General features: G+C 72.0%; 18 protein-coding genes. 4 read left to right on the top strand and 14 right to left on the bottom strand.

Going from position 1 to position 23,134, the window contains the following annotated elements:
• Window positions 1-63: 63 nt before the first annotated feature.
• The 4 genes from ilvC to ACH34S_RS26645 form a co-directional block, all read right to left on the bottom strand.
• On the bottom strand, window positions 64-1,047 hold the full coding sequence (ilvC, locus tag ACH34S_RS26660) for a ketol-acid reductoisomerase (protein WP_395955545.1): 984 nt from the start codon (window positions 1,045-1,047) through the stop codon (window positions 64-66).
• Between the two features lie 75 nt (window positions 1,048-1,122).
• Window positions 1,123-1,647, bottom strand: a complete 525-nt coding sequence (gene ilvN / locus ACH34S_RS26655) for an acetolactate synthase small subunit (protein WP_328353170.1) — start codon at window positions 1,645-1,647, stop codon at window positions 1,123-1,125.
• A gap of 5 nt (window positions 1,648-1,652) precedes the next feature.
• Window positions 1,653-3,497: an acetolactate synthase large subunit gene (locus tag ACH34S_RS26650; RefSeq protein WP_395955871.1), complete on the bottom strand. Its 1,845-nt coding sequence runs from the start codon at window positions 3,495-3,497 to the stop codon at window positions 1,653-1,655.
• A gap of 232 nt (window positions 3,498-3,729) precedes the next feature.
• Window positions 3,730-6,573, bottom strand: a complete 2,844-nt coding sequence (locus tag ACH34S_RS26645; protein WP_395955544.1) for a putative bifunctional diguanylate cyclase/phosphodiesterase — start codon at window positions 6,571-6,573, stop codon at window positions 3,730-3,732.
• Between the two features lie 437 nt (window positions 6,574-7,010).
• Here ACH34S_RS26645 and ACH34S_RS26640 point away from each other — a divergent pair, with 437 nt between their 5' ends.
• The gene (locus tag ACH34S_RS26640) at window positions 7,011-8,105 is read left to right on the top strand and encodes a PQQ-dependent sugar dehydrogenase (RefSeq protein WP_395955543.1); all 1,095 of its coding nucleotides are present in this window, start codon (window positions 7,011-7,013) and stop codon (window positions 8,103-8,105) included.
• An 8-nt stretch (window positions 8,106-8,113) separates the two neighbouring features.
• On the opposite strand, the gene gatB is transcribed toward ACH34S_RS26640, so the two are convergent.
• From gatB to ACH34S_RS26620, 4 genes are all read right to left on the bottom strand, one after another.
• Window positions 8,114-9,616, bottom strand: coding sequence for an Asp-tRNA(Asn)/Glu-tRNA(Gln) amidotransferase subunit GatB (gatB, locus tag ACH34S_RS26635; RefSeq protein WP_395955542.1), 1,503 nt, complete (start codon window positions 9,614-9,616; stop codon window positions 8,114-8,116).
• Window positions 9,613-11,106 carry an Asp-tRNA(Asn)/Glu-tRNA(Gln) amidotransferase subunit GatA gene (gene gatA / locus ACH34S_RS26630; protein WP_395955870.1) on the bottom strand — a complete coding sequence of 498 codons (1,494 nt, stop codon included), beginning with the start codon at window positions 11,104-11,106 and terminating at the stop codon, window positions 9,613-9,615. Before gatA ends, gatB begins: the two co-directional genes overlap by 4 nt.
• A 2-nt stretch (window positions 11,107-11,108) precedes the next feature.
• On the bottom strand, window positions 11,109-11,408 hold the full coding sequence (gatC, locus tag ACH34S_RS26625; protein ID WP_395955541.1) for an Asp-tRNA(Asn)/Glu-tRNA(Gln) amidotransferase subunit GatC: 300 nt from the start codon (window positions 11,406-11,408) through the stop codon (window positions 11,109-11,111).
• 111 nt (window positions 11,409-11,519) lie between these two features.
• On the bottom strand, window positions 11,520-11,873 hold the full coding sequence (locus ACH34S_RS26620; RefSeq protein ID WP_395955540.1) for a hypothetical protein: 354 nt from the start codon (window positions 11,871-11,873) through the stop codon (window positions 11,520-11,522).
• A gap of 133 nt (window positions 11,874-12,006) precedes the next feature.
• Here ACH34S_RS26620 and ACH34S_RS26615 point away from each other — a divergent pair, with 133 nt between their 5' ends.
• Window positions 12,007-12,252 (top strand): DUF6458 family protein, encoded by a 246-nt coding sequence (locus ACH34S_RS26615; RefSeq protein ID WP_395955539.1) that lies wholly within the window; start codon window positions 12,007-12,009, stop codon window positions 12,250-12,252.
• 5 nt (window positions 12,253-12,257) lie between these two features.
• Here the strand turns inward: ACH34S_RS26615 and ACH34S_RS26610 are convergent, their stop codons facing one another.
• The 4 genes from ACH34S_RS26610 to mnmA form a co-directional block, all read right to left on the bottom strand.
• Entirely contained in the window at window positions 12,258-14,444 is a 2,187-nt protein-coding gene (locus tag ACH34S_RS26610; RefSeq protein ID WP_395955538.1) for a putative bifunctional diguanylate cyclase/phosphodiesterase, read from the bottom strand.
• A gap of 258 nt (window positions 14,445-14,702) precedes the next feature.
• Window positions 14,703-16,874 (bottom strand): NAD-dependent DNA ligase LigA, encoded by a 2,172-nt coding sequence (gene ligA, locus ACH34S_RS26605; RefSeq protein ID WP_395955537.1) that lies wholly within the window; start codon window positions 16,872-16,874, stop codon window positions 14,703-14,705.
• 52 nt (window positions 16,875-16,926) lie between these two features.
• A complete protein-coding gene (locus tag ACH34S_RS26600) occupies window positions 16,927-17,931 on the bottom strand; it encodes a methionine synthase (RefSeq protein ID WP_395955536.1) in 1,005 nt (334 codons plus the stop codon).
• A gap of 45 nt (window positions 17,932-17,976) precedes the next feature.
• Window positions 17,977-19,053: a tRNA 2-thiouridine(34) synthase MnmA gene (gene mnmA, locus ACH34S_RS26595; RefSeq protein ID WP_395955535.1), complete on the bottom strand. Its 1,077-nt coding sequence runs from the start codon at window positions 19,051-19,053 to the stop codon at window positions 17,977-17,979.
• A 227-nt stretch (window positions 19,054-19,280) separates the two neighbouring features.
• On the opposite strand from mnmA, the gene ACH34S_RS26590 reads away from it, so the two are divergent.
• Window positions 19,281-20,357 (top strand): DUF695 domain-containing protein, encoded by a 1,077-nt coding sequence (locus ACH34S_RS26590; RefSeq protein WP_395955534.1) that lies wholly within the window; start codon window positions 19,281-19,283, stop codon window positions 20,355-20,357.
• Here the strand turns inward: ACH34S_RS26590 and ACH34S_RS26585 are convergent.
• Window positions 20,345-21,139 (bottom strand): DUF1206 domain-containing protein, encoded by a 795-nt coding sequence (locus ACH34S_RS26585; protein ID WP_395955533.1) that lies wholly within the window; start codon window positions 21,137-21,139, stop codon window positions 20,345-20,347. The two genes, ACH34S_RS26590 and ACH34S_RS26585, sit on opposite strands and share 13 nt — an antisense overlap.
• A 104-nt stretch (window positions 21,140-21,243) precedes the next feature.
• Window positions 21,244-22,419 (bottom strand): cysteine desulfurase family protein, encoded by a 1,176-nt coding sequence (locus ACH34S_RS26580; protein ID WP_395955869.1) that lies wholly within the window; start codon window positions 22,417-22,419, stop codon window positions 21,244-21,246.
• A gap of 136 nt (window positions 22,420-22,555) precedes the next feature.
• Here ACH34S_RS26580 and ACH34S_RS26575 point away from each other — a divergent pair, with 136 nt between their 5' ends.
• Window positions 22,556-23,101 carry a TetR/AcrR family transcriptional regulator gene (locus tag ACH34S_RS26575; protein ID WP_395955532.1) on the top strand — a complete coding sequence of 182 codons (546 nt, stop codon included), beginning with the start codon at window positions 22,556-22,558 and terminating at the stop codon, window positions 23,099-23,101.
• Window positions 23,102-23,134: the final 33 nt, after the last annotated feature.

Below are 23,134 nucleotides of genomic sequence, written 5' to 3'. Positions count from 1 at the left end.
CGTGCCGCCCTGCACGGCTCGCGTGAGGACGGCACGCCGCGAGAGGGGCCGGCGGACGGACGGTTACTCGCTGAGCCAGCTCATCATCGGGCGGAGCTCGGCGCCCGTCTTCTCGATCGGGTGCTCGGCGAGCTCCTCGCGGTACTTGCCGAACTGCTTCTGGCCGCCCTCGAACTCGTCCACCAGCTCCTTGGCGTACTGGCCGGACTGGATCTCGCCGAGGATCTTCTTCATCGCGGCCTTGGTCTCCGGCGTGATCACGCGCGGGCCGCGGCTGTAGCCGCCGTACTCGGCGTTGTCGGACACCGACCAGTACATCTTCGACACGCCGCCCTCGTACATCAGGTCGACGATCAGCTTCATCTCGTGCAGGACCTCGAAGTAGGCGACCTCCGGCTGGTAGCCGGCCTCGGTCAGCACCTCGAAGCCCGTCTTGATCAGCTCGGAGACGCCGCCGCACAGCACGGTCTGCTCGCCGAACAGGTCGGTCTCGGTCTCCTCGGTGAACGTCGTCCTGATGCCGCCCGCGCGCAGGCCGCCGATCGCCTTGGCGTAGGACAGGGCAAGCGGCCAGGCGTTGCCGGACGGGTCCTTCTCCACGGCCACGATCACCGGCACGCCGCGCCCGGCGACGAACTGGCGGCGGACGAGGTGCCCCGGACCCTTCGGCGCGACCATCGCCACGTCCACCCCCTCCGGCGGCTGGACGAGGTCGTACCGGATGCTGAACCCGTGGCCGAAGAACAGCGCGTCGCCCTCGACCAGCGCCGGGCGGATGTCCTTCTCGAAGATCTCCCGGTGGTGGTGGTCCGGGGCCAGCAGCATGATCAGGTCGGCCTCCTCGGCCGCCTCCGCCGGGGTGACGACGCGCAGCCCCTCCGACTCCGCCTTCTCCCGGCTGGCCGACCCCTCGCGGAGCCCGACCCGCACGTCGACGCCGGAGTCGCGCAGGGAGAGCGCGTGCGCGTGCCCCTGGCTGCCGTAACCGATGATCGCCACGTGCCGGCCCTGGATCACGCTCAGGTCGGCGGCGTCGTCGTAGAACATCTCAGCCACAGTGCTGTTGCCTTTCGTTGATGTGTTTTCTTCGCGCGGTCAGCGCACGCGCAGGTCAGATGCCGGTCAGGCGCTGCGCTCGATGGCCCGCAGCGACCGGTCGGTGATCGATCGGGCGCCGCGGCCGATGGCCACCATGCCCGACTGCACCAGCTCCTTGATCCCGAACGGCTCCAGGACCTTGATGAACGCGTCCAGCTTGTCGCGGTTGCCGGTGGCCTCGATGGTGACGGCATCCGGTGCGACGTCGACCACCTTGGCGCGGAACAGCTGGACGGTCTCCAGCACCTGCGAGCGCGTCTCCGCGTCGGCGCGCACCTTGACCAGCACCAGCTCGCGCTGGACGGACGCCGAGGAGTCCAGTTCGACGATCTTGAGCACGTTGATCAGCTTGTTGAGCTGCTTGGTGACCTGCTCCAGGGGCAGGTCCTCGACGTTCACCACGATCGTCATCCGGGAGATCTCCGGGTGCTCGGTGGTGCCGACCGCGAGGGACTCGATGTTGAAGCCGCGCCGGGAGAACAGCGCCGCGACCCGGGCCAGGATGCCGGGCTTGTTCTCCACGAGCACCGACAGGGTGTGCAGGCTCATCGGGGTCAGTCTCCGTTCTCCCACTCGGGCGCCATGTCCCGCGCGATCTTGATGTCGTCGTTGGTGGTGCCGGCCGCGACCATCGGCCAGACCATGGCGTCCTTGTGCACCACGAAGTCGATCACGACGGGCGCGTCGTTGATCTCCATCGCCTTGGCGATGACCTCGTCCACGTCCTCGGCCTTCTCGCAGCGCAGGCCGACACAACCGTACGCCTCGGCGAGCTTCACGAAGTCGGGGATGCGCTTGGCGGCGAGCCCGGACTCCGACTGCAGGGTCGTGTTGGAGTAGCGGCCGTCGTAGAACAGCGTCTGCCACTGCCGGACCATGCCGAGGTTCCCGTTGTTGATCACCGCGATCTTGACGGGGATGCCCTCGATCGCGCAGGTCGCGAGCTCCTGGTTGGTCATCTGGAAGCAGCCGTCGCCGTCGATCGCCCACACCGTCGTGCCGGGCGCGCCGACCTTGGCGCCCATCGCGGCCGGGACGGCGTAGCCCATCGTCCCGGCGCCGCCGGAGTTCAGGAACGCGCCGGGCCGCTCGTACTTGATGAACTGCGCGGCCCACATCTGGTGCTGGCCGACGCCCGCGACGTAGTAGGAGTCCGGGCCGGCGATCTTGCCGATGCGCTCGATGACGTACTGCGGGGACAGCGATCCGTCGTCCGGCGTGTCGTAGCCGAGCGGGTACGTGGCCCGCCACGCTTCGAGCTGCCGCCACCAGTCGCCGTAGTCGCCCTTGCGGCCCGCCTCGTGCTCGTTCTGGACGGCGACGATCAGGTCGGCGATGACCTCGCGGGCGTCCCCGACGATCGGGACGTCCGCGTGCCGGTTCTTGGAGATCTCCGCCGGGTCGATGTCGGCGTGCACGATCTTGGCGCCGGGGGCGAACCCGTCCAGCTTGCCGGTGACCCGGTCGTCGAACCGGGCGCCGAGCGCGACCAGCAGGTCGGCGCGCTGCAGCGCGCCGACCGCGCCGACCGCGCCGTGCATGCCGGGCATGCCCATGTGCAGCGGGTGGCTGTCGGGCAGCGCGCCCTTGGCCATCAGCGTGGTGACGACGGGCGCGCCGGTCAGCTCGGCGAGCACCTTCAGCTCGGCGGACGCGCCGGCCTTCAGCACGCCGCCGCCGACGTACAGCACCGGCCGCTCCGCCTGGACGATCAGCCGCGCCGCCTCGCGGACCTGCTTGGAGTGCGGCCGCGTGACCGGCCGGTAGCCGGGAAGCTGCAGCGGGACCGGCCACTCGAAGCTCACCGTGGCCTGGAGCGCGTCCTTGGCGATGTCGACGAGGACCGGCCCGGGACGGCCGGTGCCCGCGATGTGGAACGCCTCCGCGATCGTCCGGGCGATGTCGCCGGCCTTGGTGACCAGGAAGTTGTGCTTGGTGATCGGCATCGTGATGCCGGCGATGTCGGCCTCCTGGAAGCCGTCCGTCCCGATCAGCGACGAGGCGACCTGGCCGGTGATCGCCACGATCGGCACCGAGTCCATGTAGGCGTCGGAGATCGCGGTCACGAGGTTGGTCGCGCCGGGCCCGCTGGTGGCCATGCACACGCCCACCTTGCCGGTGACCATCGCGTAGCCCTGCGCCGCGTGGCCGGCGCCCTGCTCGTGCCGGACGAGGATGTGGCGCAGCTTCGCGGAGTCGAACAGCGGGTCGTACGCCGGGAGGATCGCGCCGCCCGGAATGCCGAAGACGGTGTCGACGCCGACGTTCTCCAGTGCGCGGACCAGCGCCTGGGCTCCCGTCATCTGTTCGGTCGTCATGATTCTGCGTTCCTTGGGGAGTGATGATTTTTCATCCGGCCGGTCGCCAGAGACCGTGACTTGGTTCTGGTGACCGAGGATGAAAAATTTTCAGTTCGGTTCGGATCGGGCTCCGGGCAACAAAAAACCCTCGCCGCCGTGGGCGGTCGAGGGGAGGCGCGCAGGTCAGGGTGCTCGATCAGCCTGCGCGCCGACCAAGTACTACGAGAATGGCGAGGATGCTCTGCACGAGCCCCACTTTCGCCGATGACGGGCCAGCGGTCAAATCCTTGGACAGTTTGTCTCACATTCTGAGATATGAGGGCGGTTGCGGTCAGCCCGGAAGCGGGAGCGGCAGGTCGCCGGAAAGGGCCCGGCCTTCCAGGTTCGTCCGCACCAGCGACTCGACCCGCTCGGCCGCCATCGGGCGCGCCACGAGGAAGCCCTGCCCGCGCGGGCAGCCCATCTCGCGCAGCAGCTCCAGCTGCTCGGGACGCTCGATGCCCTCCGCCACCACGGTCAGGCCGAGGTCGCTGCCGAGCCGCACGATCGTCCGGGTGAGCAGCGTGAGGGTCTCGTCCGAGCCGAGGCCCGCCACGAACGACGGGTCGATCTTGATGATGTCGACGGGCAGCTGGCCGAGGTAGGCCAGCGAGGCGTATCCGGTGCCGAAGTCGTCGATCGCGAGCCGGACGCCGAGGTCGCGCAGCTCCACCAAGCGTTCCACATTCTGGCCCGCGTCCTCGACGAGGACCTCCTCGCGGACCTCCAGCGTCAGCGCGTGCGGCGGCAGGCCGGTCTCCTCCAGCGCCGCCGCGACCGACTCCACGAACCGCGGCGCGGCGATCTGCCGGGCGGTGAAGTTCACCGAAAGGCCCACGGCCCACGAGTCCCGGCGCCAGCGGGCGACCTCGCGGCACGCCTCCCGCAGCACCCAGCCGCCGAGCGGGACCATCAGGCCCGCCTCCTCGGCCGGTCCGATGAACTCCTCGGGCGGTACCGCCTCGCTCCCCCGCCTCCAGCGCAGCAGCGCCTCGACGCCCGTCACCCGGGACGTCGCGAGGTCCACCACCGGCTGGAACTCGACCGCGAACTGCTCCTCGGCCAGCGCCCGCTGCAGGTCGCTGCCCAGCTCGAGACGCCGGACGACGTCGGCGTGCATGTGCGGCGCGTACACTTCGACGCGCCCGCCGCCCGCCTCCTTCGCGCGGGCCATCGCCAGGTCGCCGTTGCGCATCAGGTCGGCGGCGGTGCGGCGGAGCCTGCGCCCGGCCGCCTCCGTGGCGCCGCCCGAAGGTCCTTCCTCGTCGCCCGCGAACGCGATCCCCACACTCGCCGTCAGCACGATCTGCTTGTCACCGACCTGATAAGGGTCGGCCGAAAGGACGCGGAGGAGGCGTCCGGCGAGTTCGACTGTGGCGCGCGTCTCACGGTCGTCCGGCGGGAGCTGGACGAGGACGGCGAACTCGTCGCCGCCCCAGCGCGCCACCGTGTCGTCGGCCTGGACGTTCGCGCGCAGCCGCCGCGCCGCCTGCGCCAGCACCTGGTCGCCCGCCGCGTGCCCGTCGGAGTCGTTGACCGCGGTGAAGCCGTCCAGGTCGACGAACACGACCGCGACCTCGCCGCCGGACGGCTGCCGCGACAGCACCTCCCTGACCCGCTCCTCGAAGTAGGACCGGTTCGGCAGGCCCGTCAGGCCGTCGTGGAAGGTCAGGTGCGCGACCTGGCGCTGCAGCGCCGCCTGCTCGCTGAGGTCGCGGGTCGTGACCAGCAGCCGCGCGGGCGCGCCGTCCGAGCCGCTGTAGCGGGAGATCGTGGACTCGGTGGGCAGCCAGGTGCCGTCGGCCGCGCGGACCCGGCACGAGACGCGCAGGGCGTCCTGGAAGCCGCCGTGGAACCCCTCCCCGGCCGCGGGGTCGTCGTCGAGGAACTCGGTGAACACCTCCTGGACGCGCGGCAGATCTTCGGGGTGGATGAGCTCGTTCAGCGGGCGTCCGAGCAGCTCGTCGGGCGTGTAGCGGTAGGTGCGCAGCGCTCCGGCGCTGGCGTACTGGACGGTGGCGTCCATGTCGCAGATGAGCACCGCGTCGTTGATGCTCTCCGACAGGGCACGGAAGTGTTCCTCGCCGGTCACCACGGCACGGCGCAGCGAGTCGTTCTCCCGGAGCAGGCTTGCGAGCCGCGCGAGCAGCACCAGCGCGGCCGAGCCCGCGACGATCGAGATGCCGGGTTCGAGGCCGTTCTCCCCGGTGACGGAGTGGCCCGCGATGAACAGCCCGGCCGCGGCGGCGACCGCGGCGGGCGCGAGCCCCGGGCCGATCATGCGGCCGCAGCGCTCCTCCCCGGGCACGGTCTCGCCCTCGGGGATGTCGTCGACCGGCAGCTCGGGCTCGGCGGCCGGGCCCGTCCACGGCACCAGCAGCAGGAGCAGCAGCCCGGCGAGCCGCAGGATGTCGGACGGGTCGCCCGCCTGGTCGCCGCCGTCCAGCCGGACGAACGTCGTCACGATGTCGGCGACCGCGATGGCCGTCAGCGCCCCGTACCCCATCCAGGCGAGCCGCCGGTGCCCGCGCGCCGCGCCGAGGACGAACGGCAGCGCGCCGCAGATGAACACGATGTCGATCAGCGGGTAGAGGAGCTCCAGCAGGAACTCCGGCGGCGACTCCCCCGACCGGTGGTAGAGCGTTCCGAAAACGGCGACCCAGCCGAGGACGAACAGCGCGCAGGCACAGACGTAGGTGTCTGCCGCGTACCGCAGCCAGACGCCCGCCTCGCGCGGCAGCCTGATCGGCGCGACGAGGCCGACGACCAGCGCCACCAGGGCGAACAGGTAGAAAAGATCGGGTACCGACAGCGAGAGGGCGCTGCGGACGTGCGCGTCCGACAGGGCGCTGCCGAGCGCCCCGAGGAACCAGGACGCGGCGGCGATGCCGTACCAGCGCCAGGAGGCGCGCCACAGCCCGCCGGGCCCGCCGTCCGCAGGGGCCCCGTCTGGGCGCCGGGATGACAGCAGCAGGGAGATGGCGGCGGCGCCCGCGGCGCCCACCTCCGCCCAGGCGATGAAGGCACGGCCGCCCCAGCCCGCCAGCGAGCCGGTGGCGTACAGCACGCCGACGACGGCGGCCATGGCGACCGGCAGCGCACGCGGCGGCACCCGCCTGGCGTAATCGCCGCTCATCGCGCCGTGTCCCTTCCTGCCCCCGGTGGAGCGTCCAGTCCCTGGGTGCGCTGAATCGCGCCAGGGGAATTGCCGGGTTCACGACCTTCACCGCACGGATAACGGCCGGAAGGTCCCGAATCGTGCCCCGCGTGGGATCGGCGCGGGGCGGTGGTGAACCGCGCCGCCTTCGCCCGCCGGGAGATCAGCGACATTGCTGCACTACGGGATCACCGTGTCGCTCAATGTACGTTCGGTAGGTCACGGAGCGATTGAGGCTGGGCGTCCTCCCGGCGACAAACACCCTTGTCGGATCACGGTTTGGGACACCCGAAAGGCGAACGTCCCTGATGTTCCGCCATGATCCGCATTACGCTGAGTGACCATATCCGGGACGGTCCCGGAGGCGTGCGGGAACGGCGGGTCGCTCGGATCCGTACTACCTACGGGAGGCGCTCATGCGACTGCACACGATCGTCCTGGCCACGGCCGCGGTGCTCCTGGCGGCCTGCTCGTCGGACTCCGAGCCGTCCGGGGAGGGCGGTGCGCGCACGCCGCCGCCGCTGACCACCACCGCGACGCCGGGAACGGGCGACCCGGGCCAGCCGCGGACGATCGCCACCGGGCTGAAGGTGCCGTGGGCGATCGCGTTCCTGCCCGGCGGCGACGCGCTGGTGACCGAACGCGACAGCGCGAACCTCGTGCGGGTCACCGCGTCCGGCGAGCGTGAGCAGGTCGGCAAGGTGCCCGGCGTGGAGCCGGGCGGCGAGGGCGGGCTGATGGGCGTCGCCGTCTCCCCCGCCTACGCCACCGACCACACGATCTACCTGTACTACACGTCGGCGTCCGACAACCGTGTCGTCCGCGCCACCTATGACGGGCGTCTCGGCACGCCGCAGCCGATCGTCACCGGTATCCCGAAGGGCTTCAACCACAACGGGGGCCGCCTGGAGTTCGGCCCCGACAAGATGCTCTACATCACCACCGGCGAGGTCGGCCGGGAAGCGCTCTCCCAGGACAAGGAATCGCTCGGCGGCAAGATCCTCCGCGTCGCCCCGGACGGGAAGGCCGCGCCGGGGAACCCGTTCGGCAACCGGGTCTGGACGTACGGGCACCGCAACGTCCAGGGCCTCGCGTGGGACGACAGGGGCCGCCTGTTCGCCACCGAGTTCGGCCAGAACCGCTTCGACGAGATCAACCTGATCGAGAAGGGCAAGAACTACGGCTGGCCCGACGTCGAAGGGGTCGGCGGCCGCGACGGGTTCACCGACCCCCTCCTCACCTGGTCGACGGGCGAGGCGTCCCCGTCCGGGCTCGCCTACGCCGGCGGGTCGCTGTGGGTCGCCGCGCTGCGCGGCGAGCGGGTCTGGCAGGTCCCGCTCGCCGGCGGCAGGACGGGGCGTCCGGCCGCTCGCCACAACTCCGAGTACGGCCGGATCCGCGCCGCCGTCCGGGCCCCGGACGGGTCGGTCTGGATCGCCACCAGCAACCACGACGGCCGCGGCGAGCCGAAGGACGGCGACGACAAGATCATCAGCATCCCGGGCCGCTGACCGGCAGGTCAGGACGCGCCGAGCTTCTCCAGGATCAGCTCACGGGCGCGCCCGGCGTCGGCCTGGCCCCGGGTCGCCTTCATGACGGCCCCGACCAGCGCCCCCGCCGCGGCGACCTTCCCCGCGCGGACCTTGTCGGCCACGCCGGCGTTGTCGGCGATCACCTGGTCGACCACGGACGCGAGCTCGCCCTCGTCGCTGACGACCTTGAGCCCGCGCGCGGCGACGACCTCGTCCGGCGTGCCCTCACCTGCGAGGACGCCCTCGAACACCTTGCGGGCCAGCTTGTCGTTCAGCTCCCCCGCGGTGATCATCGCCTGGACGCGGGCGACCTGCTCGGGCGTGACGGGCAGCTCGGCCAGCTCGACGCCCTGCTCGGTGGCGTGCCGGGACAGCTGGTTCATCCACCACTTCCGCGCGGACGTCGCGTCGCTGCCGTGCGCGATCGTCGCCTCGATCAGGTCGACGGCTCCGGCGTTGACGACGTCCCGCAGCTCCAGGTCGGACAGGCTCCACTCCTGCTGGATGCGGCGCCGGCGCGCGGCCGGAAGCTCGGGCAGCGACGCGCGAATCCCTTCCACCCAGTCGCGGGACGGCGCCATCGGCACCAGGTCGGGCTCGGGGAAGTAGCGGTAGTCCTGCGCCTCTTCCTTGCTGCGCCCGCTGGTGGTGCGGCCGGTGTCCTCGTGGAAGTGCCGGGTCTCCTGGACGATGCGCCCGCCGTCCGACAGCACCCCGCCCTGCCGCTCGATCTCCGACCGGACGGCCCGCTCCACCGAACGTAGCGAGTTCACGTTCTTGGTCTCGGTGCGCGTGCCCCATTCGGTCGCGCCGCGCGGCATGAGCGAGACGTTCACGTCGCAGCGCATGGAGCCCTGCTCCATACGGACGTCCGACACGCCCAGCGAGCGCACCAGCTCGCGCAGCTCCGTCGCGTAGGCGCGGGCCACGAGCGGTGCCTTGTCACCCGTCGCGACGATCGGCTTGGTCACGATCTCGACCAGCGGGATGCCCGCCCGGTTGTAGTCGACCAGCGAGTACTCCGCGCCGTGGATGCGCCCGGTCGAGCCGCCGACGTGCAGCGACTTGCCGGTGTCCTCCTCCATGTGGACGCGCTCGATCTCGATGCGGTAGGTGTCGCCGTCGACGTCCACGTCGAGGTGGCCGTCCACGCACAGCGGCTCGTCGTACTGCGAGATCTGGAAGTTCTTCGGCATGTCCGGATAGAAGTAGTTCTTCCGGGCGAACCGGCACCACTCCACGATGTCGCAGTTCAGCGCGAGACCGATCTTGATGATGCCCTCGATCGCGGCGTGGTTGGTGACGGGCAGCGCCCCGGGCAGCCCCAGGCACACCGGGCACACCTGCGTGTTCGGCTCGGCGCCGAACCCGGTCGGGCACCCGCAGAACATCTTCGACGCGGTCCCCAGCTCGATGTGCGTCTCGATGCCGAGCACCGGCTCGAACCGCGCGAGCGCCTCGTCGTAGGTCAGCAAGGTCGGGGCGCTCATCGGGCCTCCTCCAGTTCCGGGGCCTTGGCCAGGAGCGGGCCGCCCCAGCGGTCTTCGAGGGCGCGCTCGACGGCGGCGCCGACGCGGTAGACGCGGTCGTCGCCGAGCACGGGCGCCATGATCTGCAGGCCGACCGGAAGGCCGTCCGACAGCCCGCACGGGACGGAGATCGCCGCGTTGCCCGTGAGGTTGGCCGGGATCGTGCACAGGTCGGCCAGGTACATCGCGATCGGGTCGTCGGCGCGCTCGCCGATCGGGAACGCGGTGGTCGGCGTGGTCGGCGAGACGAGCACGTCCACCTGCTCGAACGCGGTCTCGAAGTCGCGCTTGATGAGCGTGCGGACCTGCTGCGCCTTGCCGTAGTAGGCGTCGTAGTAGCCCGACGACAGCGCGTACGTGCCGAGCATGATGCGGCGCTTCACCTCGGGCCCGAAGCCCTCCGCGCGGGTCAGCGCCATGACCTCCTCGGCGCTGCGGGTGCCGTCGTCGCCGACGCGCAGGCCGTAGCGCATCGCGTCGAAGCGGGCCAGGTTGGACGAGCACTCCGACGGCGCGATCAGGTAGTAGGCGGGCAGCGCGTAGGTGAAGTGCGGGCAGGACACCTCGACGACCTTCGCGCCCAGCGACTCCAGCAGCTCGACCGCCTCGGTGAAGCGGGCCGACACGCCCGGCTGGTAGCCGTCGCCCGCGAACTCCTTGACGACGCCGACGCGCAGCCCGTTCACGTCGCCGTGGCGGGCCGCCTCCACGACCGGCGGGACGGCCTCGGAGACCGACGTGGAGTCCATCCGGTCGTGGCCGCTGAACGCCTCGTGCAGCAGGGCCGCGTCGAGGACGTTGCGCGCGAACGGCCCCGGGGTGTCGAGCGACGACGCGAACGCGATCACGCCGTAGCGGGACGAGCCGCCGTAGGTGGGCTTCATGCCGACGATCCCGCTGACCGCGGCGGGCTGCCGGATCGAGCCGCCGGTGTCGGTGCCGGTCGACAGCGGCGCCTCGTACGCGGCGACCGCCGCGGACGACCCGCCGGACGACCCGCCCGGGACGCGCTCCAGATCCCACGGGTTGCGCGAGGTGAAGTAGGCGCTGTTCTCGGTGGACGAGCCCATCGCGAACTCGTCCATGTTCGTCTTGCCGAGGATGACCAGCCCGGCCTCGCGGAGCCGCGCCGTGACGGTGGCGTCGTACGGCGGCCGCCAGCCCTCAAGGATCTTGGATCCGGCGGTGGTCGGCATGTCCTTGGTGGTGAAGACGTCCTTGTGCGCGACGGGGACGCCGGCCAGCGGGCCGAGCTCCTCCCCGGCGGCGCGGCGCTCGTCCACCCGGCGGGCCTGCGCGAGCGTCGTCTCGCGGTCGACGTGCAGGAACGCGTTGACCTGGCCGTCCACGGCGGCGATGCGGTCCAGGTGGGCCTCGGCCACCTCGACGGCCGACACCTCACCGGCGGCGAGCAGCTCGCCGAGTTCGGCCGCGCTCTTCTTGACCAGCATCGTCACGCCTCCTCGTCCAGGATCCGCGGTACGCGGAAGCGCTGCCCCTCGGCGGCCGGCGCCCCGGCGAGGGCCTGCTCGGGCGGCAGGCACGGGCGGACCTCGTCCGTCCGGTAGACGTTGGTCAGCGGCAGCGCGTGCGAGGTGGGCGGGATGTCCTCCGCGGCGACCTCCTGCACCCGCGCGACCGCGGAGATGATCTGGTCGAGCTGGGCGGCGAGATGGTCGAGCTCGTCATCGCCGAGCGCCAGCCGGGACAGCCGGGCGAGATGCGACACCTCGTCACGGGTGATGGCGGACATGAGAGAAACCGTTCCTGCGAAGTAGTGGGTTCACCGGCCATCCTATGGGCCGCGCCCCCGTCCGCCCGACCGGTTTACGCGCCGCGCGCCGCCACCTGCGGCGGCCCGCGCTCAGTCCTGGCGGGGCTGCTGCGGCGCCTGCTGCTGGCCGTACTGCTGCTGCGGAGCGTGCTGCTGCGGAACCGCGGCCTGCTGCGGGTACGGCTGGCCTTGCTGCGGGTACTGCTGGGGGTACGGGTAGGCCGCCCTCGGCCGCGGCGGCGTCATCCCCACCAGCGCCGCGCCGGCGACGACCGCGCACGCGATCATGGCGAGCCCGAGGCCCAGCGCGTTGGCCAGGTCCTTGAGTTCGAACGTCTGCCCGGATGATCCGGCCTCCTCGATGGCGGTGAACATGATGAAGAACATCCCCACCATCCCCGCCAGGCCGCAGGCGAAGATCAATCCACGCGCGGTGTTGTTCATGGCGCCGGATCTTAGCGCCCGCCTTGGCCCGTCGTTAAGTGATCTGTAAAGCCCGGACTCGGCGCGCGCCGTTTCAGTTCCAAGGGGCGGGAACGATGGGAGGGACCACCCCGGACAACGAGAGGAGGGCGCCGTGACCATCGGCGGCAGCATCGCCCTGCTCATCATCGGCGCGATCCTGGCCTACGCGGTCAACTACGAGCTCAGCGGCGTCGACATCCGGCTGGTGGGAGTGATCCTGATGGTCGGCGGCCTGATCGGGCTCGTCATCGGCATCATCCGGATCGTCTCCGCCCGCCGCGCGGTCGAGCGCCGCCCCCCGCCGCACGTGCGCGAGGAGTACTACGACTACGACGAGACCCGCCGCCGCCCCTACTGAGTGAACTACGCCGCCGGTTCCGGGGCGCGTTGCATGTGGCGGCGGAGCCAGTCGGTGGCGGTCTCGGCGTCCATGGGGCGGCCGAAGTACCAGCCCTGGGCGGCGTCGCAGCCCATCTCGCGGAGCATCTGGGCGGTGACCGGGTCCTCGACGCCCTCGGCGACCGAGCGCAGGCCGAGGGTGCGGACGAGGTCGATGATCGAGCGGACGATGACGGCGTCCTCGGTGGACTCGGCGAGCCGCCCCACGAACGATGAGTCGATCTTGACCTCCTCGACCGGGAGGCGGTTGAGCCGGACGAGCGAGGAGTAGCCGGTGCCGAAGTCGTCCAGGCTGAGCGGGATGCCGAGCTCGGCGAGCGAGCCGACCGTGTCGGAGGCGTAGGCGGGCTCGTTCATCAGGATCCGCTCGGTGATCTCCAGCTGGAGGGCGGCGGCGGGCAGGCCGCGGGCGAGCAGGCCCTCCTCGATCGTCTCGGTGAGGCCGGTGTCGAACAGGTCGCGCCCGGAGGCGTTCACCGCGACCTGGACGGTGAGGTCCTCGCGCCACCAGGCGGCGGCCTGCGCGAGCGCGGCGCCGACGACATGGTGGGTGATCGAGCGCATCAGGTAGGTCTGCTCGGCGACCGACAGGAACGCCTCGGGTTCGAGGATGCCCTTGTCGGGGTGCCGCCAGCGCAGCAGCGCCTCCATGCCGACGAGATGGCCGTCCCGCAGTGACACCTTGGGCTGGTAGAACAGCTCCAGCTCGGCGCGGTCGACGGCGCGGCGCAGGTCGCCGAGCATGCCGAGCCGGGCCGGGGAGTTGCGGTCCTTGCGGGGCGAGTAGATCTCGACGCCGGAGCGGGCCTCCTTGGCGTTGTACATCGCGACGTCGGCGCGCTGCAGGAGCTGCTCGAAGTCGGTCGCGTGGTCGGGGAACAGCGCGATGCCGACGCTGCCCTCCAGGTCGAACGACATGCCGTCCAGCCGGACGGGCTGGCTGAGCGCGGTGCGCAGCCGGACGGCGACCTCGCGGGCGGCGGCCTCGTCCCGGACGGAGGGCAGCAGCACCGCGAACTCGTCGCCGCCGAGCCGGGCCACGAGGTCGCCCGGGCGGACGCTGTGCGTGAGGCGGTGCGCGACGAGCTGCAGGAGGCGGTCGCCGGTGGGGTGCCCGAGGGTGTCGTTGACCTCCTTGAACCGGTCGAGGTCGAGGAGGAACAGCCCGGCGCGGTGCTGCGGGTCGCCGGTCCTGCGCAGGCGCGGCGCGAAGGCGGGGCGGGGCGCGGGCTTCCCGGCGCGGTGCTCGCCGTGCTTCTTCGTGGCGCGCTTCTCCGCGTCGCGGTCCTCCGCGTCGCGTTTCTCGGCGCCGCGCTTTTCCGCGCCCCGCGCTTCGGCGAGGGCCTCCTCCGTCCGGACGATCAGGAGCTTGCGGTTCGGCAGGCCGGTCAGCCCGTCGTGCAGGGCCTGGTGCTCGCGCCGCACCGACACCGACGCGTTGAGGTACACGGCGATGAACGGCAGGACGATCAGCGGCACGAAGGCGGCGGACCGGTCCATGGCGACGACCATGAGCGGCGCCAGGCCGAGCAGTGCCAGGTGCACCAGGACCTGGTAGCCGAGGTCCCAGCGGAGCGCCTTGATCAGCGAGACCCGCTCGTGCAGCGCGACGGCGGAGCCGACGAGGGTGTCGTTGCAGATGAAGTAGAAGGTGCCGGCGAGGGCGATCGCGAGCAGGTCGGCGCCGTCGGGGACCCACAGGTCCGTGGGGGTGGCGAGGTTGCCGAAGAGGGCGAGGACGAGCTGCGCGGCGGCGAGGCTGAGGGTGTACTGGGCGACGTTGAAGGCGATGCGGTGCGGGCTGCGGCCGCGGAAGATCCCGCAGGTGATGACGGCGACGGCCTGCAGGGCGGCGGCGATCGGCAGCCCGGCGTACAGCAGCGCGGCGAAGGAGAAGGTGGTGGACGTCGTCGCGCCGTTGTTCTCGGTGGAGCCGGGCGTGATGATCGGCCGCAGCTCGCCGAAGATGATGAAGCAGCCGAGGATCCAGAACACGGGGGTGCTCGCGAGCGCGTCCAGGTCGTCGCCGGTCAGTCCGGAGAACGCGGCGCCGCCCGCGGCGACGCCGAGCAGGATGACGACGACGAAGTAGATCCACAACGGGGAGCCACGGCGCGGCGCCGTGTTCCGTGTGTTGTTCGGGTCCTTCATCACATCCTCGGGGGGAGGTCGGGGGGTCGGCCCCCCGCACCGGACGTCTCCGACCTCGGGGGACGTCCCCCCGGGTGTTTCGTCCGGAGATTCAGGTGTAGGTCGTGATGAGTGGGAGGGTACGGCCTTTGCTCAACTTCGCGAAACCATTTGGGTACGTTCCGTTATGCCCGACCCTGCCCCATCGCTCACCGTTGGGTAGTTGAAGTGTACCCCTGAGTAACGCAATCCTGGTGGCGAGGTTTTGACCACGCGGCGTTATGCTTCGGCGCTGACGGTTACGGCCTTGGCCGCATCCGGCCCCTCGGCGAGGAGAACACGGAACCCTTCTTCCCCCAAGACCGGTACGCCCAACTTGACCGCTTTGTCGTATTTCGACCCTGGACTGTCGCCTGCGACGACGAAGCCCGTCTTCTTGGAGACCGATCCGGACACCTTGCCGCCGAGCCGCTGCACCGCCTCGGTGGCCGTGTCGCGGCTGAACCCCTCCAGCGACCCGGTGATCACCACGGTCACGCCCGCCAGCGGGCGCGGCCCCGCCGCGCCCTCGTCCTCCATCCGGACGCCCGCGGCCCGCCACTTCTCGACGATCTCGCGGTGCCAGTCGACCTCGAACCACGCCTTGATGGACGCGGCGATCGTCGGGCCGACGCCGTCCACCGCGGCCAGCTCCTCCTCGGAGGCGTTCGCGATCGCGTCCATCGAGCGCATCTCGCGGGCGAGGTCCTGCGCCGCCGCCGGGCCGACGTGCCGGATCGACAGCGCCACCAGCACCCGCCACAGCGGCTGCTTCTTCGCCTTCTCCAGCTCCTCGAAGAGGATCTCGACCGTCTTCTTCGGCTCGCCCTCCATGTTCGCGAAGAACGACACGACCTTCGGCTCGCCGGTATCCGGGTCGATCTTGGACGTGCCCGTCTTCTGGTCGAGGACGAGGCTCCTGATCGGCAGCAGCTGCTCAACGGTCAGGTGGAACAGGTCGCCCTCGTCCTTGACCGGCGGCTCGGCGGGCTCCAGCGGCTGGGTCAGCGCCGTCGCCCCGACGTAGCCGAGCGCCTCGATGTCGAGCACCTTGCGGTTCGCCAGGAAGTAGATCCGCTCGCGCAGCTGCGCGGGGCAGTACCGGGTGTTCGGGCAGCGGATGTCGGCGTCGCCCTCCTTCTCGTACGCGAGCTCGGTGCCGCACTCGGGGCAGTGCGAGGGCATCTGGAACTCGCGCTCCGAGCCGTCGCGCAGCGCGGTCACCGGCGCGAGGATCTCGGGGATCACGTCGCCTGCCTTGCGCAGGACGATCGTGTCGCCGATCAGCACGCCCTTGCGCTTCACCTCGCTCGCGTTGTGCAGCGTGGCGCGCTCGACGGTCGACCCGGCGACCTTCACCGGCTCCATCACGCCGTACGGCGTGACGCGGCCCGTCCGGCCGACGCCGACCTTGATGTCGAGGAGCTTGGTGTTGACCTCCTCCGGCGGGTACTTCCACGCGATCGCCCAGCGCGGCGCGCGGCTCGTCGACCCGAGCCGCCGCTGGAGGGCGAACTGGTCGACCTTGACGACGACCCCGTCGATCTCGTAGGCGGTGCCGTGCCGGTTCTCGCCGTACCCGGCGATGTACTCGCGGACGGCGTCCAGCCCGCCGAGCACGCGGTACCTGTCGCTGACCGGCAGGCCCCAGCCGCGCATCAGCTCGTAGGCGCCGGACTGGCTCTCCGGCTGCGTGCCGCCCCGCCAGGCGCCGAACCCGTGGACGAGCATGCCGAGCGGCCGGTGCGCGGTGATCCGCGGGTCCTTCTGCCGCAGCGACCCCGCGGCGGCGTTGCGCGGGTTGGCGAACGGCTCCTTGCCGGCCTCGACCTGCGCGGCGTTGACCTGCTCGAACCCGTCGACGGGAAGGAAGACCTCGCCGCGGACCTCCAGGACGTCCGGCCAGCCCTCGCCCTCCAGCCGGGACGGGATGTCGGCGATGGTGCGGACGTTGTTGGTGACGTCCTCGCCGGTGCGCCCGTCGCCGCGGGTGACGCCGCGGACGAGCCGCCCCTTCTCGTAGGTCAGCGCGATGGCCAGCCCGTCGATCTTCAGCTCGCACAGGTAGCCGGCGACGGTGCCGACCTCCTTGACGACGCGCTCGTCCCACGCCTGGAGCTCGTCGTCGTTCATCGCGTTGTCGAGGCTCTGCATCCGCTCCAGATGCTCGACGGTCGCGAAGTCGGTGATGATCGGCGCGCCGACCCGCTGCGTCGGCGAATCCGGCGTGACCAGCTCCGGATACCGCTCCTCCAGGCCGCCGAGCTCGCGCATCCGGGCGTCGTACTCGGCGTCGGTGAGCGTCGGCTGATCGAGGACGTAGTAGCGGTAGTTGGCCTCGTCGATCTCCTGGCTCAGCTCAAGATGCCGCTGCCGCGCCTCGCTCGGAACCCCGTCGTCGCTCATGGTCATACCCCATATTGTCGCCTTCACCTCTGACAATACGGGGACGCCGCGCCCCAGGTCAGTCGGCGGCTTCGTAGATCATCCGGGCCGTGGCGCGGCAGCGTTTCAGGGCCTCGCGGACGTAGCGCGGCGACGCGCCCGCCATGCCGCACGCGGGGGTGATCACGACCTGCCGGGCCAGCCGCGCGGGCGGGAATCCGAGCCGCCGCCACAGCTGCCTGACCGGTTCGGCGGTCTCCTGGAGGGACGGCAGGACGCTGTCCGTGGCGCGTACCGCGCCGAGGAGGAGTCCCGTTCCCGCGTCGATCGTCTCGCCGACCGCGTCGTCGTCGCGCCTCGCGACCAGGCTCAGATCGACCGAGATCGCCTTCGCGCCCGCGCCCCGCAGCAGCGCGTACGGGACGTTCCGCGCGCAGCAGTGCACGATCGTGAACGCATCGACCGCGTCGATCACCGTGCGGAGCGTGTCCTCCGCGATGGGCTCCTCGACCGCGCGGAGCCGCGAGAAGCCGCTGGCGGTCGGGACCGTCCCGGCGAGGGCGGCGGGCAGCGCGGGCTCGTCCAGCTGGAGGACGATCTCCGCGGCGGGCAGGCGGCGCCGGACGTCCGCGACGTGCGCGGCGGCGCCCTCGGCGAGCGAGGCGGCCAGGTCGCGGACGGCGCCCGGATCCTTGAGCGCCCGGTCGCCGTGCTTGAGCTCGATCGTCGCGGCGAGCGTCCACGGCCCGCACACCTGGATCTTGAACGGGCCGTCGTGGCCGCCCGCGACCTCCTCCAGGACGTCCAGGTCACGGGCCATGTGGTCGCGGGATCTGGACGTGTCGCGCCCCGGACGGTCCGAGAACCGCCACCCGGACGGCTCCACATGGATCGCCATGTCGACCAGGAGCCCGGCCGTCCGTCCTGTCATGTCGGCGCCGGGACCGCGCGCGGGCAGCTCCGGCAGATGCGGCATCTCGGGCAGCTCACCGAGGACGACCCGCAGCGCCTCGGCCGGGTCGTCGCCCGGGTACGACCCGATCCCGGTCGCCGTCCCCGCCTGCCACGGATAGCTCGTCGTCACAGGTGAAACCCTATCGGCGCGGCGATCACGTCCGCGCGCCCGCGGCTAGGCCGGGACGCGGGCGGTGTCGGCGATCGTCGCGGACCCGAGCACCCGGTCGCCGTCGTACAGGACGGCGGCCTGCCCCGGCGCGACGCCACGGGCCGGGCCGGCCAGGCGGATGCGCAGGGCGTCGCCGTCCCGCTCGGCGGTGCAGGCGTGGACCTCGCCGTGCGCGCGGAGCTGGACATGGCAGCCGAACGGCCCGTCGGGCGCCTCGCTCAGCCACACCGGGCGCTCGGCGGTGATCTCGTCGACGTCCAGCGAGTCGCGCGGCCCCACGGTGACCGTGTTCGTCACCGGGGAGATGTCCAGGACGTAGCGCGGGCGCCCGTCGGCCGCGGGCGTGCCGATCCGCAGCCCCTTGCGCTGCCCGATCGTGTAGGCGTAGGCGCCGTCGTGCCGTCCGACCTCGTTGCCGTCGGTGTCGACGATCGGGCCGGGCGCCGCGCCGAGCCGCTCGGCCAGGAAGCCGCGGGTGTCGCCGTCGGCGATGAAGCAGATGTCGTGGCTGTCGGGCTTGTCGGCCACCTGGAGCCCGCGCCGCTCCGCCTCCACCCGGATGTCGGCCTTGGACGTGTCGCCCAGCGGGAACAGCGCGTGCGCGAGCTGCTCGGGCGTGCAGACGGCCAGGACGTACGACTGGTCCTTGCCCGCGTCGACGCCGCGGCGCAGGACGCCGTCGTCAAGCCGGGCGTAGTGGCCGGTGCAGACGGCGTCGAAGCCGAGCGCGATGGCGCGGTCCAGCAGCGCCGCGAACTTGATCTTCTCGTTGCAGCGCAGGCACGGGTTCGGGGTGCGCCCGGCCGCGTACTCGCTGACGAAGTCTTCGACCACGTCGCGGTGGAAGCGCTCGGCGAGGTCCCACACGTAGAAGGGGATGCCGATCACGTCGGCGGCGCGGCGCGCGTCCCTGGAATCTTCCAGGGTGCAGCAGCCGCGGGCGCCCGACCGGTACGACTGCGGGTTGCTGGACAGGGCCATGTGGACGCCGGTGACGTCGTGCCCGGCCTCGGCGGCGCGGGCGGCGGCCACGGCGGAGTCGACGCCGCCCGACATGGCGGCCAGTACGCGAAGAGCCATAACCCTTCGAGGGTACGCGCCACGGGCCCCTCCCCCGTCATCATTTCCGGACCGGCTGGGCGCCGACGGGAAGCACCGCGCCTCACGTAGGGTTTAGCGAGACGGGCATGGCCTCGCCGGATCCCCGGCAGAGCCCCGCGCCATCCCGGACGCATCCTCCAGCGACCTCATCGGCCCCGGTCATGAGGCGGTTCGGCCGCTTGACCACGACAAGGAAGAGACGACAGTTGGGAATCTTCCGTCGTCCGCGCGACACGTCCGCCGTGACGCCGCCCGCGATCAGCGAGTTCTGGGAGTGGTGGGCGCAGGCCCGCCCGACCATCGAGGCGTCCCTGGCCGCCGGGCCCGACCACCCGGAGGGCGAGACGCCCGGCGAGGGGCTGTCGGCGGACGCGATCGAGGAGCTGTCCCGGCGCGTCCACAAGATCCACCCGGGGCTGCTGTGGGAGATCGGCGGCGCGGAGGACCGCGCCCCGTCCCTCACCGTGACCGGCGGCGGGAACCCCGAGCTGCGCGGCATCACCGAGCGGTGGGCGCGCTCCGCGCCCACCGGGGCGGCGGCGGGCGGCTGGCGGTTCCACCCGGCGCGGCAGGCCGACCCCGAGATGCTCGGGCAGGACCTCGTCCTCGGCGACCACGAGTTCGACCTGGAGTACGTCCGCCTCGGCATGCGCGCCGACGCGGGCCGCGCCCGCGTGCACCTCACCGCCTACCACCCCGACTTCCTGTTCGTGGCCGAGGAGCAGCAGATCCAGGTCGCGATGAACGTCCTGCACTGGGCGCTCGGCGAGGACGACGTCGCCCGCTGGGTCGGCGAGGTCACGATCGCGACGGAGGCGCCGATCGACGCGCTGCCCCCGTCGATGCTGCCCTCGGTGATCGAGCAGGTCGCCGAGCCGTTCGGCGAGCCCACCTGGCTGACCGGCGAGGGCCGCACCCCGCGCGGCCACCCCGCCCGTCTCGGCGCCCGGTTCCCGCTGCACCGGCAGGACTACCCGCTCTGCGACCTGCACGTGGCGATCTCCGTCCCGTACGCCAACAGCAACCCCGACCGGCTGCCCGTCGAGCCGTCGTCCGGGGCGCTGCGCGCGTTCGAGAAGAAGCTCGCCAAGCTCGGCGACCGCGCCGTCCTGGCCGTCCGCGAGACCGGCGACGGCCTGCGCGTCTTCCACCTCTACGCCGACCCCGACTCCGGCGTCATCTCCGAACTCGACCAGCTCGCCGCCGCGTGGTCGGAGGGCAAGGCGAAGGTCGCCTCCACCAGCGACCCCGGCTGGAAGGCCCTGATGCCCTACCAGCCGTGACCCCCCGGGCGGGTCGGCTTCGTCGAGTCGACCTTGCGGTAGCGGGACTCGAAGAGGCTGTAGACGCCGAAGGTGAGGACGCCCAGCGCGACCGCGGCGAGGCCCCAGGCTCCGGCGGGGGTGGCGGCGAACTCGCGGAGCGCGCCGTCCAGGCCCCGGGCCTCGTCCGGCTGGAAGGTGATGGCCGCGTAGGCGAGGAAGGCGCCCACGGCGGCGCCGACCAGGCCGCGGGCGATATTGCCGACGATCCCGAACGGCTGGACGGCGCGGCGCGCTAGGCGGCCCATCCGCGCGTCGCTGAGCTCGTCCATGAACGTGCGGCGGGCCGCGTTGACGATCACGACGGCGGCCCACGCCACGAAGCAGGCGGCGATCGCCAGGACGAGCCAGCGTCCGCCGGGCTCCCCCATCAGCCGCGCGGTGATGGACTTCGACTGCTGGTCGCTGGACTGCCCCTGGTAGCCGAGCAGGAACGCGAGGGTCGCGGCGCAACCGGCCGTGTAGGCGATGCCGCGTCCGGCGGAGCCGAGGCGCGAGGTGGGTTTGTCGCCGTCCGGCATGGGACGTCCGAACAGGGCCTCCGCGAACTGCCAGAGCGCCAGGGCGGCGAAGCCGGCCGTCATCAGCCCGAGGACGGCCGGACCGCCGGGCTGGTCGGCGACGATCTGCAGCGCGCCCTTCCGGTCGGCCTCCCGCCCGCCCCCGCCGAAGGCGACCTGCAGGGCCAGCCATCCGACGAGGAGGTAGAGGACGCCGCGCGCGACCAGCCCCCCGCGGGACATGCCGTGAAACCAGGGGTGTCCCGCCGCCCGTTCGATTCCGTCGCTCACATCCGTCGCCACGGGCGGGCTCGTCCCCGTTAAAGGAACGGTCAAACTCCGGCGTATCAGCTGAGGCCTGCTTGGCGGGCGCGCTCCACTGCGGGGCCTATGGCGTCGGCCAGGGCCTTGACGTCCTCGTCGGTCGAGGTGTGTCCGAGGGTGAAGCGCAGGGAGCCGCGGGCGTGCTCAGGGGTGGAGCCCATCGCGGTCAGGACGTGGCTGGGCTGGGAGACCCCGGCCGAGCAGGCCGAACCGGTGGAGCAGGCGATGCCGCGCGCGTCCAGCAGCATGAGCAGCGCGTCGCCCTCGCAGCCGGGGAAGGAGAAGTGCGCGTTGCCGGGGAGGCGGCCCTCGGCGTCGCCGTTCAGGACGGCGTCCGGCACGACGGCGCGGACCGCGTCGATCAGCCGGTCGCGCAGCTCGGTGAGGCGGTGGACTTCGGCGTCCCGGCGCGCGGCCATGGTCTGGACGGCGGCGGCGAACCCGGCGATGGCGGGCGTGTCGAGCGTCCCGGAGCGGACGTCGCGCTCCTGGCCGCCGCCGTGCAGCAGCGGCACCGGGTCGAGGAGGACGGGCGGCTTCGGCTTGGCGAGCAGCAGCGCGCCGATGCCGATGGGCCCGCCGAGCTTGTGCCCGGTGAGCGTGAGCGCCTGCGCGCCGCTCGCCGCGAACGAGACGGGCAGCGTCCCGGCGGCCTGGACGGCGTCGGTGTGCAGCGGGACGCCGTGCTCCCGGGCGACGGCGGCCAGCTCGGCGATCGGCTGGACCGTGCCGACCTCGTTGTTGGCCCACATCACGCTCGCGAGCGCCACGTCACCGCCAGTGCCGAGCGCGTCGCGGAGGGCCTCGGGACGAACGCGTCCGTCGGCGTCCACGGGGATCCACTCGACGCGGGCGCCCTCGTGGTCGGCGAGCCATTGGACCGCGTCGAGGACGGCATGGTGCTCGACGGCGCTCGCCAGCACGCGGGTGCGAGACGGGTCGGCGGCGCGGCGGGCCCAGTAAAGGCCCTTGACCGCGAGGTTGTCGGCCTCGGTGCCGCCGGAGGTGAACACGACCTCGCTCGGGCGGGCGTCGAACGCCTCGGCGATGATCTCGCGGGACTCCTCCACGACCCGGCGGGCGCGCCGTCCCGCCGCGTGCAGCGAGGACGGGTTCCCGAGCTCGCGCAGCTCCGCGGTCATCGCCGCGATGGCCTCGGGCAGCATCGGGGTGGTCGCCGCATGGTCGAGGTAGGTCACCACGCGCACAACAGTATCCGCGGCGGGGTTGTTCCTCCCCGGGCGCCCTGCCGGCACGGGCGTCCCTAAATGGGAATACGGGCTGGGGCGGGCCGGTTGAGAGGCTGTACCGTCCAGCCGGTACAGTGAGATCACCATGATGAAGGAAGCCCTCCTCGACGCCGCCGAAGCCGTCCTCTCCGAGCAGGGGACGCAGGCGCTGACGCTCACCGCGGTCGCGGATCGCGCCGGCGTCAGCAAGGGCGGGCTGCTCTACCACTTCCCCACCAAGGAGGCGCTCGTCCGGGCGATGGTGGCGCGGGTCATCGACGAGTTCGACGACCTGATCGCCTCCTACCTCGGCTCCTACGGGGACGGCGTGCCGGGCGCCTACACCCGGGCCTACGTCGAGGCGACGTTCGAGATCCTGACCGGGGAGGCCCGCGCGTACCGGCGCTGGTCGGCGATCACCGCCGCCGCGGCGGACCCGGAGCAGGCCGAGCCGCTGAACGAGGCGATGCGGCGCTGGCACGGCCGCGCCCCCGCGGGCACCCCCGCCGACGACCCCGATCCCGGCATCGCGACGGTCGTCCGGCTGGCGGCCGAAGGGCTCTGGGAAGTGGTCAGCCACGATCCCGGCCTGTACGGCCCGGAGCAGCTCGAAGAGCTGCGGCAACGGCTCCTGGGCCTGCTGGAGCGATGACGCCGGACGGTATCGGCCGTCCATCCGCCTGAA

The organism is Actinomadura sp. 3N508, assembly GCF_044326375.1.
Taxonomy (GTDB): Bacteria; Actinomycetota; Actinomycetes; order Streptosporangiales; family Streptosporangiaceae; genus Spirillospora.
Note: the sequence above shows the minus strand (reverse complement) of the source record. Positions and strands in the feature narration are given on the sequence as shown.

Excerpts from the sequence above, each read along its gene's own strand:
- gatA (WP_395955870.1), bottom strand. The coding sequence starts at position 11,106 with ATGCTGGTCAAGAAGAGCGCGGCCGAACTCGGCGAGCTGCTCGCCGCC.
- ACH34S_RS26640 (WP_395955543.1), top strand. The coding sequence starts at position 7,011 with ATGCGACTGCACACGATCGTCCTGGCCACGGCCGCGGTGCTCCTGGCG.
- gatC (WP_395955541.1), bottom strand. The coding sequence starts at position 11,408 with ATGTCCGCCATCACCCGTGACGAGGTGTCGCATCTCGCCCGGCTGTCC.
- gatB (WP_395955542.1), bottom strand. The coding sequence starts at position 9,616 with ATGAGCGCCCCGACCTTGCTGACCTACGACGAGGCGCTCGCGCGGTTC.
- ilvN (WP_328353170.1), bottom strand. The coding sequence starts at position 1,647 with ATGAGCCTGCACACCCTGTCGGTGCTCGTGGAGAACAAGCCCGGCATC.
- mnmA (WP_395955535.1), bottom strand. The coding sequence starts at position 19,053 with ATGGCTCTTCGCGTACTGGCCGCCATGTCGGGCGGCGTCGACTCCGCC.
- ilvC (WP_395955545.1), bottom strand. The coding sequence starts at position 1,047 with ATGTTCTACGACGACGCCGCCGACCTGAGCGTGATCCAGGGCCGGCAC.
- ACH34S_RS26645 (WP_395955544.1), bottom strand. The coding sequence starts at position 6,573 with ATGAGCGGCGATTACGCCAGGCGGGTGCCGCCGCGTGCGCTGCCGGTC.
- ACH34S_RS26575 (WP_395955532.1), top strand. The coding sequence starts at position 22,556 with ATGATGAAGGAAGCCCTCCTCGACGCCGCCGAAGCCGTCCTCTCCGAG.
- ACH34S_RS26620 (WP_395955540.1), bottom strand. The coding sequence starts at position 11,873 with ATGAACAACACCGCGCGTGGATTGATCTTCGCCTGCGGCCTGGCGGGG.
- ligA (WP_395955537.1), bottom strand. The coding sequence starts at position 16,874 with ATGACCATGAGCGACGACGGGGTTCCGAGCGAGGCGCGGCAGCGGCAT.
- ACH34S_RS26610 (WP_395955538.1), bottom strand. The coding sequence starts at position 14,444 with ATGAAGGACCCGAACAACACACGGAACACGGCGCCGCGCCGTGGCTCC.
- ACH34S_RS26585 (WP_395955533.1), bottom strand. The coding sequence starts at position 21,139 with ATGTCCCGCGGGGGGCTGGTCGCGCGCGGCGTCCTCTACCTCCTCGTC.